General features: G+C 61.3%; 21 protein-coding genes. 18 read left to right on the top strand and 3 right to left on the bottom strand.

Going from position 1 to position 18719, the window contains the following annotated elements; all coding sequences use genetic code 11:
- Nucleotides 1-30 precede the first annotated feature (30 nt).
- Together repC and D2T30_RS04880 are read right to left on the bottom strand one after the other, a co-directional pair.
- Complete coding sequence (gene repC / locus D2T30_RS04885) at nucleotides 31-1236, bottom strand: replication initiation protein RepC (protein ID WP_128207950.1); 1206 nt, start codon at nucleotides 1234-1236, stop codon at nucleotides 31-33.
- A gap of 713 nt (nucleotides 1237-1949) precedes the next feature.
- The gene (locus tag D2T30_RS04880; protein WP_128207949.1) at nucleotides 1950-2471 is read right to left on the bottom strand and encodes a hypothetical protein; all 522 of its coding nucleotides are present in this window, start codon (nucleotides 2469-2471) and stop codon (nucleotides 1950-1952) included.
- A 491-nt stretch (nucleotides 2472-2962) separates the two neighbouring features.
- Between D2T30_RS04880 and D2T30_RS04875 the strand changes: the two genes are divergently transcribed.
- From D2T30_RS04875 to D2T30_RS04800, 16 genes are all read left to right on the top strand, one after another.
- Nucleotides 2963-3304, top strand: a complete 342-nt coding sequence (locus D2T30_RS04875) for a hypothetical protein (RefSeq protein WP_128207948.1) — start codon at nucleotides 2963-2965, stop codon at nucleotides 3302-3304.
- 186 nt (nucleotides 3305-3490) lie between these two features.
- Complete coding sequence (locus D2T30_RS04870; RefSeq protein ID WP_128207947.1) at nucleotides 3491-3841, top strand: hypothetical protein; 351 nt, start codon at nucleotides 3491-3493, stop codon at nucleotides 3839-3841.
- Between the two features lie 67 nt (nucleotides 3842-3908).
- A complete protein-coding gene (traL, locus tag D2T30_RS04865; RefSeq protein ID WP_128207946.1) occupies nucleotides 3909-4199 on the top strand; it encodes a type IV conjugative transfer system protein TraL in 291 nt (96 codons plus the stop codon).
- Nucleotides 4199-4753, top strand: coding sequence for a TraE/TraK family type IV conjugative transfer system protein (locus D2T30_RS04860; RefSeq protein ID WP_128207945.1), 555 nt, complete (start codon nucleotides 4199-4201; stop codon nucleotides 4751-4753). Before traL ends, D2T30_RS04860 begins: the two co-directional genes overlap by 1 nt.
- A complete protein-coding gene (locus D2T30_RS04855) occupies nucleotides 4750-5490 on the top strand; it encodes a TraK domain-containing protein (protein ID WP_128207944.1) in 741 nt (246 codons plus the stop codon). The genes D2T30_RS04860 and D2T30_RS04855 overlap by 4 nt, the downstream gene beginning before the upstream one ends.
- Entirely contained in the window at nucleotides 5490-6716 is a 1227-nt protein-coding gene (locus D2T30_RS04850; RefSeq protein ID WP_241651200.1) for a TraB/VirB10 family protein, read from the top strand. Before D2T30_RS04855 ends, D2T30_RS04850 begins: the two co-directional genes overlap by 1 nt.
- Nucleotides 6713-7147 carry a type IV conjugative transfer system lipoprotein TraV gene (traV, locus tag D2T30_RS04845; RefSeq protein WP_128207942.1) on the top strand — a complete coding sequence of 145 codons (435 nt, stop codon included), beginning with the start codon at nucleotides 6713-6715 and terminating at the stop codon, nucleotides 7145-7147. Before D2T30_RS04850 ends, traV begins: the two co-directional genes overlap by 4 nt.
- Complete coding sequence (locus D2T30_RS04840) at nucleotides 7147-9630, top strand: TraC family protein (RefSeq protein ID WP_128207941.1); 2484 nt, start codon at nucleotides 7147-7149, stop codon at nucleotides 9628-9630. The genes traV and D2T30_RS04840 overlap by 1 nt, the downstream gene beginning before the upstream one ends.
- On the top strand, nucleotides 9627-9938 hold the full coding sequence (locus D2T30_RS04835) for a hypothetical protein (RefSeq protein ID WP_128207940.1): 312 nt from the start codon (nucleotides 9627-9629) through the stop codon (nucleotides 9936-9938). Before D2T30_RS04840 ends, D2T30_RS04835 begins: the two co-directional genes overlap by 4 nt.
- A 1-nt stretch (nucleotide 9939) precedes the next feature.
- Entirely contained in the window at nucleotides 9940-10287 is a 348-nt protein-coding gene (locus D2T30_RS04830) for a TrbI F-type domain-containing protein (protein WP_128207939.1), read from the top strand.
- The gene (locus D2T30_RS04825) at nucleotides 10284-10814 is read left to right on the top strand and encodes a S26 family signal peptidase (protein ID WP_128207938.1); all 531 of its coding nucleotides are present in this window, start codon (nucleotides 10284-10286) and stop codon (nucleotides 10812-10814) included. Before D2T30_RS04830 ends, D2T30_RS04825 begins: the two co-directional genes overlap by 4 nt.
- On the top strand, nucleotides 10790-11440 hold the full coding sequence (locus tag D2T30_RS04820; RefSeq protein WP_128207937.1) for a hypothetical protein: 651 nt from the start codon (nucleotides 10790-10792) through the stop codon (nucleotides 11438-11440). Before D2T30_RS04825 ends, D2T30_RS04820 begins: the two co-directional genes overlap by 25 nt.
- Nucleotides 11437-12429 carry a conjugal transfer pilus assembly protein TraU gene (gene traU / locus D2T30_RS04815; protein ID WP_128207936.1) on the top strand — a complete coding sequence of 331 codons (993 nt, stop codon included), beginning with the start codon at nucleotides 11437-11439 and terminating at the stop codon, nucleotides 12427-12429. Before D2T30_RS04820 ends, traU begins: the two co-directional genes overlap by 4 nt.
- Entirely contained in the window at nucleotides 12390-13157 is a 768-nt protein-coding gene (gene trbC / locus D2T30_RS04810) for a type-F conjugative transfer system pilin assembly protein TrbC (protein WP_128207935.1), read from the top strand. The genes traU and trbC overlap by 40 nt, the downstream gene beginning before the upstream one ends.
- Nucleotides 13154-15526 (top strand): conjugal transfer protein TraN, encoded by a 2373-nt coding sequence (traN, locus tag D2T30_RS04805; protein WP_241651199.1) that lies wholly within the window; start codon nucleotides 13154-13156, stop codon nucleotides 15524-15526. The genes trbC and traN overlap by 4 nt, the downstream gene beginning before the upstream one ends.
- Before the next feature lie 2 nt (nucleotides 15527-15528).
- The gene (locus tag D2T30_RS04800) at nucleotides 15529-15939 is read left to right on the top strand and encodes a thioredoxin (RefSeq protein WP_128207934.1); all 411 of its coding nucleotides are present in this window, start codon (nucleotides 15529-15531) and stop codon (nucleotides 15937-15939) included.
- A 145-nt stretch (nucleotides 15940-16084) separates the two neighbouring features.
- On the opposite strand, the gene D2T30_RS04795 is transcribed toward D2T30_RS04800, so the two are convergent.
- Nucleotides 16085-16492 carry a BrnT family toxin gene (locus D2T30_RS04795; protein WP_128207933.1) on the bottom strand — a complete coding sequence of 136 codons (408 nt, stop codon included), beginning with the start codon at nucleotides 16490-16492 and terminating at the stop codon, nucleotides 16085-16087.
- On the opposite strand from D2T30_RS04795, the gene D2T30_RS04790 reads away from it, so the two are divergent.
- Nucleotides 16467-17315: a conjugal transfer protein TraF gene (locus D2T30_RS04790; RefSeq protein WP_128207932.1), complete on the top strand. Its 849-nt coding sequence runs from the start codon at nucleotides 16467-16469 to the stop codon at nucleotides 17313-17315. The two genes, D2T30_RS04795 and D2T30_RS04790, sit on opposite strands and share 26 nt — an antisense overlap.
- A gap of 11 nt (nucleotides 17316-17326) precedes the next feature.
- The gene (locus D2T30_RS04785; protein WP_164884204.1) at nucleotides 17327-18718 is read left to right on the top strand and encodes a conjugal transfer protein TraH; all 1392 of its coding nucleotides are present in this window, start codon (nucleotides 17327-17329) and stop codon (nucleotides 18716-18718) included.
- Nucleotide 18719 lies beyond the last annotated feature (1 nt).

Here is an 18719-nt window from a genome sequence, read left to right as displayed (position 1 = left end):
ATCAGGAAGATCAATCCGCCTTTCCTGAGCCTATTGTGTAGCGTGAGGTAATCTTGACCTCTCGTACAAGCCAAAGAGACTTCCCTGAAGATTAAGCCGCCCTTTGCTATCCAGGCGTGTGAAAACCCGCAACAAACCGCCGGGGTTTCGAACAGGGGTAACAGGGTGATTTTGATTGGAATCGATCACCAATATGGCGAGTGCCGCCTTCATCGGCCCCATGCTATCTGCCGCCTCCCGCCAGGCGGCCTCGTTAATGCCCATTTCCGGAACGCGCCTGACCGCCGCTTGCAAGATATCTGTCGCGACCGGTCGCGGCCGATCGTGTCGGAAACAATCAATCCAAAGGCGCATTTCCTCACTTGAAAGAGAGTAGAGCTGGGAGGGCGTAAATTCGGGCAGTTTTACCGGAACCTCCAATTTCCGGGTCGGTGTCGTCCCATGCAGCGCTGTCGCAAAGGCCGCTTCAACTTGTTCTCTGCAGCTACAGGATTCAGGTTTATCTTTGGTTGAATCTTGAAATGATTGGCGGACGTCAACTTCCGGTCGACCGGAAGTTGATTGGCCGGCTTCAGAAATCTCATTGGCTTCACGAAGCGCGGACTCGACTTCGACCCTATGCGCTTCCAATTCAGCGAAACCCATATTTTCAAATCGGCGAGGCCAATCAGAAAAACGCAAGGTCAGCGCAAGGACGGCATCGTCAAGAGATCCAACCAGCTGCAGCCTGGCAAGGCATCTCCTGAATTCTTGCCTCAGAGCAGAGCAGACCAGCCTGAGCGCTTGTTGCTGTCGGCGCTCTCGGTGCACAATGTCCCTAAGGTCGAGCAGATGTCCTATCTGGCGGATCAACGGTGTGAATGAGAGGCCGAAGCGATGACCGTGGTTGCCCGTGATCATACAACGCCTGCCCGTTCCGAATGTCCGACGTTCGATCAGTCCACGCCTCACAAGATCGGCTTCATCATTGCGAAGAGCGCGAGTCGATTTTCCAAGATCTGCTGCGACCTGCTGCTGTTGCGCATAGCAGACAGCGTCAGCATCGGGGTTCGTCCAGTCAGAGGGCCGTGTTCGGCGCATCATTGCCAGCAGAGCGTCAAGGCGGGCAGGGGAGAGCTGCAGCGCCGAACGAAGATCGATGAGAAGTCCCTCTATGTCGGAACGTTGCAGTTGGTCGGGTAGGACCGCGTGGGGTCCTGTGAAGCTGTCGGATGAAAGCAGTTTGGCATGCATCATTGGTCACTCGTCTGTGCGGGCGACAGGAAGGCACAGGACATCGGTCGCAGAGCTTTTCGCTTGCGATACCAGTTGATTGCCTTTCCGGATGGGGCTACGCTTCTCAGCAGACTTGAAGAGAAGGGATTGCCGTCCCTGTAGCCTCCGTACCGGCTGTCGCCGTGCGGGGGTTTCTATTTATTCGTAGCTGTCTCACCTGAAGGGCACGAACGCCGACTGTGCCGTGGTTCGGCACGTCAGTTGGGGACACGGAACCGCGGAGGAGCCCGTGCTGGAGGTGATCTGCCCAAGGGTTGACGTGGCGTCAGATCATTACGGGAGAAACGCGGGCGGAAGACGCCGGTCAAGCGAGGTGCGAGGCTCGCAGGGTTTGCTTTAGATTGTCCATGTATCTTAAGGGAGCGTGCTCGGCCGTCCATCCTCCGGATGACGAAACGGACCGGGTAGCTTGCCGAGCTCCTCCGGTGTTCGGCCCCGCAGAAAGGAAAGACTACATGGCAGGTAATTCCCTCGACCGAGCATACAAAATCCACGAGATCTATGCCCTTCGTCCGGACGGGCAGACACCGCAAAAGTTTGAGCAAGTTGGCGTACGCCTGAGAGCCAACAACGGACATCAGCGTTCGGTGATCTTTGGCGGGATCTCCGTCGATGATAGGCTTATGCTTGCCATTCCCGCGGGGACGTTGCTCGAAGAACACCTCGAAGCCCTCTCAAGGTTCATCTGTGGAGGGCGGCTTCTTGATCAGATCGATGATGTACAGGATTGTGGGGAGGGGAACGCCACGTAGTCGTGAAATTCGATCAGGGCTCATGCCCTCTGCGAGATAGCGGCTGACGGGTCCCCAATCGGTGGGATGGCGATTAATGGCGGCTTTAAGGGGTGCGGTGGCAACGTCGCTCCCACTATCTGTCGCGCGCGGCTGGCGGAGTTTTTCCAATATCGCGGCACATTCATCGACGGAAAGATGATTGACAGACTCCGCTTTGCGAAAAGGGATTGTGACCTGGCCCATTCCCCATTTGTCGAGAAAGCGCAGGACCTTCTCCGCACCCAGGAATTGTTTGATCTGGGCGCCACGCGCGCTGATGAGGACGCGGCCCTCCCAACCGGCGGCTTCCGATCTCAAGACATAGACATGGCCTTGTTCGGTGATCGTGCGAACTATAATCAGCGTTCGGGTTTGAACCAAATGCTCCCTGAACCTCATCGATGCTGTAGGAATATCCGACATTGCGCCCCTCACTTCTGAGGAAGTTCGCCTGCTGCCAGACTGCTTTCATCCCGGCAACGGCGCCTTCCGGACCGGGCCGGATCCCGCGGACGGCCACCGATCGCGAAGCTCGGTAGCTGCTTCCGGATGTTCGACCCTAACGACACACCAAATACCTAGAGTTACGAAAGATTCGTAACGTGTCAGTAGGAACAATAATCAACATTACTTTTGCGTGTGCAAGAACAACCTTCATGAGAAGTTGCTTTGACACGGGGCTTAGCCTGTTTGTGGTTGCTGCTGGACTGGGCGGTTCCTTCGCAGCAAGCGCTTCAGAGCCTGGAACTGCGCGAAGATAGGCAATCGACACAAAGCGGCCCAAAGGTATCGAAACATATCTATTGCGCGAATTAAACACATCTTTATAACGAGTGCCGTATAGTGCACTTCAATCGAAAACGTGCATCCGCTCGGCTTTCTGCCGGCCGGGCTGCCGGAAGAAAGGCTGAGTGATGAGGGAACGTTCGACAGACCCTTTTGCCGTTTTTGAACGCGGGATGGCGGCCGAGATCGAGGCAGGTGCCGTGATCGAACTGATCGCCAGGGGGCGGGTGGGCACCAAGGACGTCGAGGGTTGGTACGTCATGCTTCGCAAACCCAACGACCGAAGATTGTTGCTGCTCAACGCTAGGGACGCCGGTCTCAAGTTCATCAAAACCACCAAGGGTGTTTTCAACCTGCTGGAGCGACTGCCCGCGGAAGAGGTAACGGTACCTCTGCTCGCTCAGGTGGAGAACGAGCAAGGTGTCTGGGCAATGCATGCCGAGCTGAACCGGAACGCGGAACAGGCTTGATCAGGCTTTGGGCTGCCCGCAGGTATTCCGCGCCCGGCGTAGTTCGCCGGGCGATTTCGTGTGAGATATAGTTCTAATATCAACAATAGATACTTATTGTTAGAATCAGGTTGCAATCGTTCCGTTGGGGCGTAATGTGGAGACGTGGCCTGCCCGGCGATCTCCCAGACAATCTGAGGTAACTCCATGAAACTCATTCGTTTCACGGTGGCCGGGCTGGCCACTCTACTTCCGGCTGCCGCCATGGCAGCCGGTGCCGGAACCGGTGTGGAAGCCGGCTTTGCCGGCATCACCACCACCTTGACGACTCTTTTGAGCGGTGCCGGTGGCTATCTGATTCTGATCATTTCGATCATCGTCGCTGCCATCACCCTGATGGCAACCGGCCGCTGGACCTATGTGATCACCGCGGTCGCGGTATCGCTGTTTCTGGGCTACGGCGTCTCGATCGTCAGTTCGATCGGCGGCGTGACCGCGACGATCGAGATGGCGGAATCCCCCAGCCAAGCCGAAGCCCTTCAGGGTTTCAAAGCCTGAGCAGAGCGGCCGCGTGGCCCAGGCCGCGCGGCCTTTCACCATTCATCTGTCTGCTCTGGAGGCTCGGATGCAGGAGAAGGTCGTTCGTATTGAACAGCGGTTGCAGGATCAGGCGCGTCTGCTGCTGTTTCCAGTCGATGAGGGACTCGCTCTGCTGGCGCCAGCCGGCATCGGTGTGGCCTTGCAGGCAGCCATACCGGGGATCGTGCTCGGGGTAGTGAGCTTTATCGTCTGGAAGCGGCTCAAGGGCGACGGCGGTCTCGAGCGCCTGCTGGCGATGCTCTACTGGTATATGCCGCGCGAAATCAGCCCTGTGAAATCCTGGCCCGACAGCTCCGTCACGATGTGGAGGGGCTGATGAATTTCGACACGCTCAGCCGCAGGATGAAAAGCGCGCAGCGCGCTCGCAACATGGTCGCGGTTCTGCTGGCGGTCGCGGTCGCTGCGAACCTGCTCCTGAGCCTGCGGGTTGCCCAGGAAAACACTCAGGTGGTCCTGATCCCGTCGCGGGTCTCCGACGGAATGGTGGCCCGGGGTGCGGCTGATATCCGCTACATCGAGGCGCTGAGCCTCGATGCCGTCTACGCGATGTATACGATTAGCCCGGGAACGATCCGCTACGGCCGGGATGTGATCGACCGCATTTCTTCCGCGCAGGATCGCGCCCGCCTGCTGGAATACTACGACGATATTGCCGAGGATATCCGGCTGCGGCGCATCAGCACTGTCTTTCGTCCCGAGAAGATCGAGCACAACCTCGCCCGTCTTCAGATCACCGTCGATGGCAATCTGGCAACCTATCTCGACACGACTGAGGTCAGCCGTGGCCGACGGCGGATTCTGCTTGGCTTTGTCGAGGAGGGTTCGTCGATCCGTCTCTCCCGCATGGAACTTCTGGAGGTTGCCGAATGATGCGCCTGAAATCCCGTCTGGTGCTTACGGCCGTGGTCGCGACCCTGATCTCCTTTCCGGCCCTCGCCGAGCAGAAACTCTCGGTTCGCCCGAATGGCAGCATAAGGATTTCCGCTTCGACAGCGGATGTGACCCGGATCAGTGTCGCGGGTGATCGGATCCGGCGGATCATCAAGGATGATAGCCGGTTCCAGGAGATGAATGACGAGGCGACAGGGGATATCTTTCTCAGGTTTGCGGGCGCGCTCGACAAGCTCGAACCCGAGACAGGCTACATCATCACCGAGCGCGGGGTCACGATCAGCTACGAACTGACGCCGAAGGACAACCTTGGGGCCGAGACCGTGATCGTTACGGTCAATGGCGCTCCGGACATCCCGACAGCGGTTTCGGGCAGCAGCTCAGGGGGAAGCGGCCAGAGAGCCGCCCCATCCTTCGAGCTGGCGGCGGGTGAGGGCGGCGGGGGGTATGCCTCCAGCCTCGTCGTTCTCGCCCGTTCTGCAATCGACAAACATATCGCCGGTCGCGCGGCACCGTCGCGCGGCCATGGATCTGTTGTGGCATCCGAGACTGCAAATGGCATGCGGGCGCGGGTCATGGTGGCAAATGGGGGCAAGTCCGGTCGCTATGTCCGGCCGCAGGACTTCTTCACCGGCAAAGTGCTCGCCGTCTGGGTTCAGCAAAACAACCTCGGTCCGAACCAGAGGACCTGGGTTGTCGTGGTGGAGAAACGCTGATGCCGGAGGCACGAAAGAAACAGCAGTGGATCCTTTTCGGCATGGCCGGAGGCGTTCTCCTCCTGGTCATCATCGTTCTTGGGCAGTTCATGAACGCGCGCCGCGCCGCGTTTCAGGGGGCGGGAAATGGCAACCGGGTCGACGAGACGATCATTGCCGACCGCACATCCCAGGCTTCCCCCGAACTGACCTGGGCCCGGCAAAGCCGGGAGGAGATCGAACGGCTGAGCCGGACAGTGCAGGAGCTGACCAGTTCGGTGACCGCATTGACGGAAGCTCAGAAAACCGAACTGGCAGCGATCCGGGGCGAGTATGATGAGGCGATCATCGCCCAGCAGGCGGAGATCAATGCCCTCAAAGGTGGAACCGCTGGCCCGCAACCAGCTCCCCCCGGGACGGTTACCGGACCGAACGGCGAGAACTACGGTCAGGAGTTCATCACGGGGGGCGGCCGGACGCCTGCGACCGGGCGACCCGGCTCTGAGGGGCAGGGGGCAAGCCCCGCCGCGCCCGCCCCTGGCTTCGGACGGGACTTCTCCCTGACGCCGTTGCCGGAACCGGCCGCAGAAGAGGAAAGCTCTTCGAATGTTCGCGCTCTGCGATCCTACATTCCGGCCGGTTCCTACGCACCTGCGGTGGTGATCAGCGGCGTCGATGCTTCGACAGGGGTGGTGTCCCGGGAGAACCCGGTCCCGGTCCTGGTGCGGATCACCGGGCCTGCGGTCACTGCCGCCAGCGGCACTGGGCCTGGGCGTCGGATCAACATCACCGGTTGTACGGTGCTCGGCTCGGCCATGGGCGACCTTTCGTCAGAGCGCGTCTATGTCCGCCTGACCACACTGACCTGTGTTGGTCGGGGAGATCAGGTGATCGAAACGCCGGTTGCCGGGCTCGTCGCGGGCTCCGGGAAAGCGGGGGTTCGTGGCCAGGTCGTCAGCCGCGAGGGCAATCTGGCGACCAATGCCGCTATAGCCGGCGCGCTCGGCGGTTTCGCAGATGCAGTTTCCTCGGCCGCTTCTATCGCCACTTCGAACGATGAGACGGCATCCGTAGGTTCGGTGCTCGCAGGCGCGGGCGGCGGCATGATCGGCGGCGGCGCGGAGAACGCGGCCGAACGCCTGGCCGACTATTACATCAAAAGAGCCGAGCAATATCAGCCGGTTGTTTCGCTTTACGCGGGAACCGAGGTCGAGGTGGTGTTCATGGAAGGGGTGTCGCTCAAATGACGGTTCAGGCCAGTATCGGCGCGATCTGCGCTCTTCTTATAGCGCTCCCGCTCGCGGGATGCGGTGGCAATACCCAGAAGGATTTCTTGTGTCCCGCACAAACCGGCGGGTCGCCTTGTACGACGATTTCCAAGGCGGACCGTGGAGGCGCAGGTCGGACTGAGCCGGTGAAGGAACGCTTTGCCGACACGCTTGGCAAGGAGATGTCGCAGACGCCGCTTGTGGCCGCGACCGGGAAGGGGGCGGCAACGGCGCCGCTGACTGCCATGGGAGATGGCGGAATAGCCTATACGGCTGCGCAGTATCGCAGCCCGGAAGAGGTCGGTACACTCTGGGTCGCCCCATACCTCGATCCCGATGGGCTGCTGCATGAGGCGACCTTTGTGCATTTCGTGGTCAGGGAGGCGCGTTGGGCCTCCGGGAGGCCGTGATGAATGCCTTCCGGACCTTTTTCCAGGGCCTATTCGACGATCCCGACTGGAGCGAGGACGAGCCGCAGGCGCTGGCCACCGATGTGGTCGCGGAACTGCTGCCCTATCGCCTCTATGACGCCGAATCCGAGCTCTATTTCAACGAGAACAGCACCGGCTTCGTGATCGAGGTGAATCCGGTTGTCGGATCGGATGACGTTGCCAGCAATCTGCAGGCGGTGATCAATTCGAATGCGCCGAACAATGCCTCCATCCAGTTCCTGAACTGGACGAGCCCGGATATCGATGCGCCCCTGATCCGTTGGGCGCGGCATCGGCTGACCGGCGACGAGCTCGTCCGTCAAATGGCGCAGCGGCGCATGGCCCATCTGCGCGCCGCGCGCTACGGCACGGATCATGTCATCAAGGCGCTGCCGCACCATCGGCGGGTGTTCATCGCCTGCTGGCTTGATGGCGATGCCGACCTAGGCCGGCAGAAGGATCTGCGAAACTTCCGCCGCGCGCTATATTCCGTCTTCGGCGGAGAGCAATATGTTCGCCACCTCGGCCCGTCGGGGTTCCTGCAATTTCTGGGCGAGTTGCTGCACTGCCGGGGTCTCGCCGGTATCTCGCAGCTGGATTACAGCGAAGAGGAGGCGCTGAACCACCAGCTCCCGGGCGCAGGCCTCTTTGTCGGCCGCTCCGCGATCGGGCTGATGGGAGATCCGACCATGGGGGTGGCGAGCGCCAGCGTGCGGCGCTACCCACGCGAATGGCAATTCGTGCTCGGAATGCTGCTCAACGGCGTGCCGGAGCGGATCGCGGATCGGCCCACCGGTCCGGTGCTGACCTCCTTCACGATGCGGGTTCGCTCGAAATCAGATGCGTCCGGCTTTCTGATGAAGAAGCGCGCCGGCCTCCAGCACACCGCCAGCACACAGTTCGCACGGTTCTCGGCCAATCTCACCGAGAAGATGGCAGAGTTCGACGGTCTGAACGAGGCGGTCGAGATGGGCGAGAAGCTCGTCGACAGCAGTTTCATCGTCTGCACCTATGCCATGGGCGGCGGCGAGGATGCCCGCCATGCACTGGCCGAAATGGCCAAGATCTACCGCTACGCCGGCCTGGTGCTCGAGAACGACACCTTCGTCCAGCTGCCGATCTTCCTCGCAGCCTTGCCGTTCACCACCCACGGCAAGCGCATGGAGGATCTGAAAAAGCTCCAGCGCATCAAGATCCTCAAGAGCGAGGCGGCCGCCGCTCTGGTTCCCGTTCATGGTGAGTGGACGGGATCGGGTTCGGGCCGCGGTGTGCTGCTTCTCGGGCGCCAGGGCCAGATCATGGACTGGGACAATTTCCTGAGCGACGGCAACTACAATGTCGCGGTCGTCGGCAAATCCGGCGCAGGAAAATCCGTGTTTATGCAGGAACTCGTGACCTCGATCTACGCTGCCGGCGGCAAGGTAGTAGTCATCGACGACGGCTACTCCTTCCGGACTACGGCGGAAATCCTCGGTGGCAAATTCGTGGGTTTCGATGGCTCCTCCCTGATCCGGCTCAATCCGTTCTCGATGCTCTCGGCCGCCGACATGGCGAAGGACGAATACCGGGCCGATGCCATTGAACTGGTGACCCGGATCATCGCCTCGATGGCTGCACTTGGCGAAGGCAAACAAAGCCGGGTCGAAGATCTGGAGGAGGGCTTCATCGCCCGCATCGTCGGGGAACTTTGGGACGCGAAGGGGCCTGCGGCCGAGGTGACCGATGTCTGGCAACGGTTGAGCGAGATCGCTTCGGAGGATCAGCGCCTTCTCGACGTGGTGGTCAAGCTGCAGGCCTTCACCCGCGAAGGCCCTTATGGCGTCTATTTTTCGGGCCCTGCGAACCTGACGCTTGATGCGAATTTCACGGTTTTCGAACTGTCAAACATCAAGGGGCAAAAGGTGCTGCAGGATGTTGTCCTGCAGATGATCATGTTCCTCGGCACAGAACTGATGTTCAAGACCGACCGGTCGACGCCGGTGGCAATCCTGATCGATGAGGCCTGGGACCTGCTGCAAAGCCACGCGACGGCCCGCTTCATCGAAGGTGTGGTTCGGCGCGCGCGCAAATACACCGGCGCGCTGATCACCGGCACCCAGTCGATCGACGACTACTACAACAACGTCGCAGCGACGGTCTGCCTGCAGAACTCCGACTGGACCGTGTTGCTGGCCCAGAAGGCCGAAACCATAGACAGGCTGGTTGCCGACAAGCGATTGTCGGTCTCGCCCCATATCGCGGGCCAATTGAAATCCCTGCAAAGCGTCAAGGGCCAGTTTTCCGAAATGGGGATCAAGGGCCCCGGCGGCTGGTTCTTCGGCCGGCTGTTGCTCGATCCCTTTTCACTCGCCGTCTATTCCTCGAAAGGCTCGACGGTCGAGAAGCTTCGTCGGCTGAAGGATCAGGGCTACAGCACCGTCGAGGCGATCCGCATCCTGGTTGAAGAGGGGGCGGTCGAATGACCGGCGATCTGTCTCCCTCGCGCGAAGATCTTCGGCATGCGCGGCTGCGCGAACCGGGTGAGACCGGCACCTGGGCGGACAAGGCCCGCGCCGTCATCCGCGAGGTTCATGCCCGGTTGCCACAGGGGATCGGCCTCGACGCGCGCATCGCGGCACTGGATGCGGCCTATCCGTTCGAAAAGCGCTGCCACTATCCATACCGGGTCTGGTGCCGGGAGCGGCGGAATTATCTCACGCGGTTTGCACCAGTGTCCTGCATCTCGGCGCAGCCCTCGACAGGCGGGGAGGGCATTTCCCGTGAAGCCTGACATGCTCATCGGTCATGTGATGACCGCGATGGTCAGTATCGCATCGACGCTTGGGATTGTGCTCTGGACCCAGCCCGTTGGCCTGCCCACCGGAATCGTCACCATCGATGCGACCGAAGCCGTCCTCGCCTTCATCAAGTCCGGCGGTCGCGACATGCCGGATGCCGATTACGAGACCGAGGCGCTGAAATACCAGGCCGACCTCGAGGCCGCCATCGAGACCTTCGCACGGGACCATTCGGTGATCGTGGTCAATGCGGCAGCCGTCCTCGCAGGCGCGCCCGACATCACCGATCGGGTCTCGGCCGAGGCGCTGGCAAAAGCGTCGGATCACGGGGTGCAGCCATGACTCTCCGCACCCTCCTGCGCCGCAGTTTCATTGTCGGCGGCTCGGTATTCGTGGTCTTTGGATTCTGGGCATTGCATAACTTCCGGCTCAATATCAACGCCTCGGAGTCGCTGCCGGATCATGCCTACCTGATGTGGGCCTGGCCGAAGGTGGTCTGGCGCGGGGCGGTGATCGCGGCCGTGCCGCCGGCAGCCTATGCACAGAGCTTCGAAGGCTACTATTTCACCAAGCAGGTGGTGGGTCTGCCAGGCGACCGGATCGCGCATCGTGATGGCGCGGTCTGTGTTGCGGGCGAATGCTTCAGCCCGGCACTGCGTGATGGCCGCCCCTTTGCCGAACCGCTGGCCGAAGGTGTGATCCCCGAGGGCATGTATGCGGCCTTTGGCAGCGCCCCCAATTCCCTCGACAGCCGCTACGCGACGGTCGGTCTCTTTTCGGCCAACGACATCGTCGCTGTTGGTTTCGGCACCAATCTGATCCCGCATTGGAAGGAGATTAAGGCATGGGCCGACGCACGCGTGGAATGATCGTCGCATGTCTGGGGGCAGCGCTCAGCTTCCCGGGCCAGACCCCGGCCATGGCGAAGAACTTTGGCAGCTACGGGCCGGTCTTCCCTGTCACGGAACCGGATTTCCTGGAGGAGATCCTGTCGCGCTTCCGCATGATGGAAGAGAACGGCGGGCTCGCACAGATGGAGCGCGACATGCAGGCGCGCACACGGGATTATCTGGAACGCCCGCAATCTGCCGCGATTCTGGCTCCAGCCGAGGAATACCGCGCCTTCCAGTTCGACCCCTCGATCGTTCTCGACAGGGATCTCGCCGACCATCAGGGAACCGTCTTTGCGCGGGCCGGTACCCGCGTAAACCCACTCGAGCATTCGGGCTTCTCCAAACGGATCGTGGTGATCGACGGCGATGTCGAGGATCAGGTCGGCTTCGCACTGGCCGAGGGGAATGAACTCGACACGCTGATCGTGATCGCAAAGGGAGCGCCGCTGGATCTCATGCGCCGCCATGGCAGGCGGTTCTGGTTCGATCAGGACGGAGTGATCGTGAACCGCTTCGGCCTCGAGCACCTGCCCTCCGTCATCACCCGCGCCGATCCCGTGCTGCTGATCGAAGAGATCCCGACAGGGGAGGATGGCCAATGAAGCGCTTTGGAACCGTGCTGGCGCTTGTCCTCGGATTGCTGGTCGCAGGTGAGGAAGTCTGGGCAAAATGCAACGCCCGCTTCCTCAATCCGATCACCGAAGTCTGCTGGGATTGCATTTTTCCGATCTCCATCGGGGCGATCCGGGTGCTGAACAATCGCCCGGACACCTCGAATCCGTCCCTGCCGGTCTGCATCTGCCCGGGCGTTCCGCCACGGATCGGCCTCGCGATCGGCCTATGGGAACCAGCACGCCTGACCGATGTTGCCAACGAGGCAGGCTGCTTTGTGAACATGGGCTTCAAGGCCGATCTCGGCCTCTTTTCGATCGGGAAGTCCTCTGTCACATCCTCCGACGGCGATCAGACCGGCAGCAAATGGCAGGTCCACTACTACTACTATCCCCTGATTTCCTGGCTCGGAACAGTGGTCGACGGTCTCTGCCTCGAGAACACCACTTTCGATGTCGCCTATATCAGCGAGTTCGACCCGCTCTGGCAGGACGCTGAACTGAACACCATCGTCAACCCGGAAGCAATTCTCTTCGCCAATCCGGTGGCGCAGGCAGCCTGTGCCGCAGATTGCGTTCAAGCTTCGAGCGGACGTCTGCCGATGGACAGCCTCTTCTGGTGTAATGGCTGTCAGGGCGGCATGTATCCGATTCAAGGCGACAGCAACGCGCATTACGGCGGTATCCAGGCTTCCGAGACCGTCACGGCAAAGATGATAGCGCGCCAGCACCGGCTTGGTCTTGCCCGGAATACCTCGTCCAGCAGTTCGGCGCTCTGCACACCGAATGTCGCGCCGATCATCAAGAAGAGCCAGTACCGGCTCCAGGTCACTCGCCCGAGGGCCGCGACCAGTGGACGCTATGCCTGCGGGCCGCTCGGATCTTCCACCCAGTTTGTCGATTCCATGCGGGAGTACCCGTACAAAGGGGAGAGCTTCGGATGGCTCATGTGGCGAAAACGCAATTGCTGCGCGCTCTGATGCGAGGGACAGGCGTGGCGGCAGTCGTCCTCGGTCTGACATCCCCAGTGTCGGCCGAGGATGAGCCCCCGGTGCAGTTCGCGCCGGGGGCAACCGGCAGCCTGACCACTCCGCTCGTCGATATCGTTCGCGAAGCCGAGCGGCGAGGCGACGAACTCGCCGACCAGCTGACCATCCAGGATCCCACGGAGGGGGTTCCAATCGCTGATCTGGAGGGTATGCGCGCGAAGGCTCTGAGCGATCCCCGCGTCAAACGGCTGCTTGGTCTCGCGGAAGAGGACGGCACATCGGAAGGGCAGGGCGAAAAATACGCGGAAACACGCGCCATCCTCTTTGCCAGCTTCTCAATGCCACCGCAGTCGCTTCGGCAGATGATGCAGGAAGCGACGGAGCACGGGCTGACCATCGTGTTCCGGGGGTTCGTCAACAACTCGGTCTTCGACACGCGGGCAAAGCTCGAGGAAGTCTTCGGTGCGGATGAGATCGGCGAGGCCTTTGCGATCGATCCAACTCTGTTCCGGCGCTTCGATATCCTGGCGGTTCCGGCACTTGTCGTGCTTAAGGAAAGTCTCGGGACCTGCGAAACCCCGGCTTGCGAGCTGGATCTGGCGCCCGCTCATGATCGCCTCAGCGGGAACATCCCCGTTGAAACGGCGCTCCGGATCATTGCTGCCGGCAATGGTGACGCGGCTGACGTAGCGCGCGCGCTGGCGGAGACGAAGCCGTGATCCGCCGTCTCTTCCTCTTGGGGCTCACCCTCACCTCCATGGCGCTGCCCGGTCTGTCACAAGAGGTGGAGTTTGATCCGACCGCGCGGGCCAAGGCCGCAGGAAGCAATGCCCGGTTGCAATCGGGATCCGGGGTTTTCACGGATGGTTCTGTCTCCGAGGTTGTCACACCCTTCGCCGGTACTGCGGTGCCGGAGGCTGCGATTGGCGGCAGCAACATCGAGGCGAAAACGAACGAGGCTCTGACCGGCGGGACAGACGCGGCCACCGCATATCAGACCATGATGGACAGCGTGACTCTGCGGCCCCAGTACGAGCTCGAGACCGACTACATCGGCGTCCAGGTTGGTGACGAGGCGACGACCAACGCCGAGGATATCGCCGGGCAATACTTCACCAGCTCCACCGCAACCAACCCGGCCTGCAATTTCTCAGATTTCAGCGTGCTGGAGCCTTTCGAGCGCTTCTGCGACGTCCACAGCAACATGCAGGACAAGACCTGCACGATCAGCCGGATCGTCGAGGTCGACAGGCGTGACAACTGGCGCTGTGACATTGCCAGCAGCGAGGTCACCGTTACCTGCACCCCGGGTCCGGACGGTGCATGCGCGGCCGCAGACATTCCGGAGGGAAACCCCGAAAGCCAATGCAGTTTCATTGAAGAACGCTGCCTGGCCTGGGAGGGGGGTTATGTTCGTGAGCCGGAAGCAGACTCCCTGCTTGAAGGGCTCGGATCTTTGCCGCTTCAGAACGGCTGGTGGCGCATCGGCAATACCTGGTTCGCGTTCTGGGATGGTGCCTGGCTCAACTGGGGCGCCGGGATCATCACCACGACCCCGCCGAGCCTTACCATCGGCGAATGGACTTATGCCGTGGACGAGAGCAACCGCAACGACCAGTGGTGGTACGGTATCTACCGCCTGAAGGAAGCCGAGATCACCGAAGGTCCGTTCTTCGGTGTCGAGGAGGGGTTGGGCTATGGCTGGTTTGACGAGGACGGGATCGGTGGGCCGCTGATCTGGGAGGGCGTCAACTACGGCTATCACACCGATGCCGCGGTGATCGGCGATTGCACCTACTACTATGACTATTCCGGGGAGCCGATGACGGATTTCTCCTGGGCCCCGGTCTACAATGGCGCGGCGATGCGGGAGTTTTGGTATCCGGTCCGCCGGGTGTGCAAGGCCGAGGCCACCTGCGTCCAGATGGAGCGCGACTACAGCTGCCAGACCAGCAATCAATGTGCGACGCTTGCCGCAACCCCCGCCTGCGAACAGACCCAGAGCAGCTGCCTGACGGAAGGCGAGAGCGGATGCGAGCTGGAGCGCAACGACTGGTCCTGCCTCAATGACCTGACAGATCACAGCCCGGCGAGCCTGCTTGAGACGCGGATCGAGCGGATTGAAGACCGCCTTGTCAGCAGCTGTGCACCGGAGCCCGCCGAACAGGGATGCGTGGCAGGAGAGTCGATTTGCACCGCAGGTGCCGAGGTGCGCACCATCATGGGCTTCCCGGTATCGAGAGACTGCTGGGAATACTCGCAAGGCTATACCTGCCTGGCTGAGGGCGTCGAAAACTATACAGACTGCGGTCCGTTCCAGGCAGATCCGTCCTGCGAAGTGATCGGTCAGACCTGCCTCAGCTATGTCGAAGCGGACGAAAGCCTTGGTGCCACACCGGCAGAATGCCAGCACTGGGAGTACCAGTATCGCTGTGGCGGCGGGATCGATCTTCCCGAGGCCTGCACGGCGTTCAATGTCTGTGTCGGCGATCTCTGCGAGGGGATCGTGGATGAGCCGAACACCGATTTCGGCAATGCGGCCGCCTGGCTCACGGTTCTTGATGAGGCGGCAAAGGATAGCGAAAAGACGATCGACATGCAGGACGTGACGCTGTTCTCCGGGACGGCACGCAATTGCAAGGTCGGAGCGCTCAGCACCATCAACTGCTGCAATGACAGTGGCTGGGCCAACGGTATTCTCGGTGACTGCTCGGAGAGCGAACTGGCGCTGATGGACCGCATTCAGGCGAAGGCTGCGGTCTATATCGGCACTTATTGCTCGCGCCGCGTCCTCGGCGTCTGCCTGCAGAAGCGCCGCAGCTACTGCACCTTCAACAGCCAGCTCGGCATGGTCTTCCAGAAGGAAATCCGTCGCCTTGCCGGCAGCGGATGGGGCAGTGCGAAAAGCCCGAATTGCGCCGGCCTGCCGCTCGACGAGATCGAGACCATTGACTGGGGCGAGATCGATCTCAGCGAGGCCTTTGAGGACATGCTGAACGACGCAAACGTGCCGACGACCCAGATGGTCACCGACTATCTGCGCGACCGCCTCGAGCTGACCGCCGGGGCCATTTCCGATGGAGACTGACGATGGAACGACGCCAATTCCTTGCGGGGCTGGCCCTTGCACCGGTTTTGACAGGCCGTGCGACGGCCGACGAGGCACTCCGTGACCGACCGCTTGGGCTGATCCTTGTTGGTGTGAGCTGGTGCCAGTTCTGCAAAGGCGCGGCTGCGGCCCTGCAAGCTGCCACCGGCCCGGTTGAGCTGCCGCTTCTGGTGGCTTCTCAGGATGGGCGCCCCATCGAACCCATCCCGGATTGCGTCGATGCGCGCGGTCATCCCCTTGCGAAGGATATTCCGCAGGTTCCGATCCTGCTTTTTGTCCATATCCCGAGCCAGCAGGTCATTGCCAGGATCGAGGGCTTCCGCAACCCTCGGGCCTATCTTTCCCGGGTGAAATCCACGCTCATCGCCATTCAGGACGCAGGTTATGCCTGATCCTGGTCGCGATCACCTGTCGTCATTTCCGGGCGCAGACGGTTTTTCGCCGGCGTCCCTGGTCTTGTTCGTCGCGTCTCGGGGTTCCGGACGTCCGCTCGATGCGGTGGCAAAAAACGACCCATCGAGAGGTCTGATTTCGCCGTCAGGTTCGATCCAGCCGCGCTTCATATTTCCGCTCCTCACGAAGTGTTGCCCGGCGGGCGGAAAATACCCGAACGCTCTCGTTTCCTTCCGATCGCCAGGCGAAGATCCACAAGCCGCCGCGCAACGGTCCAATGGTGACGAAGGTGCAGTCCATTGGACCAGGCGCCGGATTCTCGCAGGTCAAAGCACAGTTCCAGGGGAATTGTGCAAGCTCATCCGGACCGATTTCCGGATCATGAGAGACACCGCCCGGATTTCTTCCGGCGTGCCGGGAGGGGGAAGCGGCATCCATGACATGGACGTAGGCTCGGCTGGGCGACGGTTCAAACCCGACGCCCGGCATCGGAAGGAACTGCGCGTAAATCCGCCACGGAGCAGCCATGCGTAGCAGGGCGTCTCCGACCATCACAGCTGTTTTCCTCGGCAGCCTTGCGTCGCTTGTTGCCGCGCCAGCCTGGGCGCGGGATGATCTGCCCCAAGGTTATTGCCGGGATGGCATCCGTGCCGGGTGGAATTTCTACTGCGACCCGCCACCACAGGAAGTCGACGAGCAGGCGCAGCGTGCTGCCGCCCCTGCGCCGTCTTCGTCGCCCGTGCCTGAGACCCCACGCGAGCTGAGCTACACGGAGCAGATCGAGCAATTCCGCAGGGAGATGGACGAGCTCAAGTATCGCGCTGTTCTGGATCCGACTCCCGAGAATGTACAGGCCTATATGGCGGCCCAGCAGGATATGGGCCGGATGGCCACGGCCTTTACCGACCAATGGCAGCGCGTCCTGTTCCGCACACCTTCCCTCGACATCAATACCCGCTTCCCGATGAGCCAGATGGGCGGAGCCGTCTATCAGGACCAGATCCGGGTTGCTCGGGAGAATTCGCTGCGAGATGCCGCAGCCAACCTCGGTTTCATGGTGATCGTCGAGGATGCGGCCCGCTGTGGTCTCTGCACCCCGCAGCTCGAGGTGGTCGCCCGGATGCAGGCGAATTTCGGGATCGAAGTGATCGTCATCAGCGCCGATGGCGCGTTCCATCCGCTCTTTCCCAATGCCCAGGTCGATACCGGACAGCTGCGCGCACTCGGCCTGGCCGACAGTCCGCGGCCGACGATCGCGCTGGTCGAGCCGCGCAGCGGCTTGGTTGAGCCCATCGGTTCCGGCCTGCTGACCGAGGATGTGATCCTCGAGCGTGTCCATGTCGTCACCCAGATCCCCGCCGGCGAGCGTTATTAGGAGTCATCCAGATGAAGAAGGTCCTTACCACGCTTGCCGCAGGAGCCGCCGCGCTCCACCTTCTCCTCTCCCCCGTCTCGGCCCAAAGTCTCGGCGATGATCTGAAGGATTTCTGGGAACGTACCGGTGGCGGGATCAACGTCACACGGCCGCAGGCCTACAACGGCCAGATGGGTGGCTTTGTGACGCTTGGCTCCCTCTATGTCCGGACCAAGCCGCGCAACGCGACCCTGATGCAGGTTCAGCTGCCGAGTGTTCGCGCCGGTTGCGGCGGGATCGACATTTTCGGTGGCTCCTTCAGCTTCATCAGCAAGGAAGAGATGATCTACCTGATGGAGGCGATCATGCAGAACGCTGCCTCCTTCGCCTTTGAACTGGCGCTCGAGAGCCTTTCACCGGCTGTGGCGGAACAGGTCTCAAAACTGCGCGACCTCCTGCAAGAGGTGAATGCCATGAACATCAACAGCTGCGAGGCGGGGCAGCTGCTGGTTGGGTCGCTCTGGCCGAAAATGGACGGAGCAAGCCAGCATATCTGCCAGACGGTCGGTGGTATGAACGGGAAGTTCGCTGATGCTGTTGCGCGCCGCCATGGCTGTGGCACGGGCGGCCAGCAGAACGAAACCCTTGGCGAGGCCACCGGGGAGCTCGCCGACCAGGTGCCGATCAACATCAACTACGCCTGGCGGGCGGTGAAAAAGAACGGATTCCTGTCCTCAAACCCTGCCATTGGCGAGCTTTTCATGTCGATGACCGGGACGATCATCACCACCGGGGCGGAAAATGACGACGAAGGGCCCCGGCACCGTACAATTGCCCCCCGTGCATTCAGCCCTGAGATGCTTCTCGCCCTTGTCGACGGTGGCACTGTCCCTGTTTTGAAGTGCGACAACTTCGATCTCTGCCTCAATCCGGTCTGGACTGACGTGACGCTCTCACATGATCAGGCGTATTTTGCGCTGGTCGAAGACGTGATCCGCGGCCTTTCAGACGCGATCCGTGACGATACGGCGTTGACGGAGGAAATGATCGGCGTGATCGGCCTGACCTCGGCGCCGGTTTACGAGACCCTGAAAACCGCCCGCGCCTACAAATACCAGTTCGTCGACGACGAGATCGCGCTCCTGTCCGAACTCGTCGCAGTCGAGCTGGCCATGCTCTATATGAACGAGACCCTGACCGAGATGAGCCGGGCGGCCTCGAACGTGGACACGTTCGGCGACATCATCCGCGAGTTCCAGGAAACCATTCGTCAGACGCAGAACGGCTTTGGCACCCTGCGCCGGCAGGCGGCGGAGAAGTACAACGACGCGCTTTCGGCCATCGAGAAGCTTCAGCTGCACAAGGCGCTGCTGACCGCCGGCTCCTCCACCAAATTCGCCTCGATGATGGGGCAGGGGGGCTGAC

Source organism: Paenirhodobacter populi, from assembly GCF_004022215.1.
GTDB classification, from domain to species: Bacteria; Pseudomonadota; Alphaproteobacteria; order Rhodobacterales; family Rhodobacteraceae; genus Rhodobacter; species Rhodobacter populi.
This window is presented reverse-complemented; position numbering and strand designations above follow the sequence as displayed.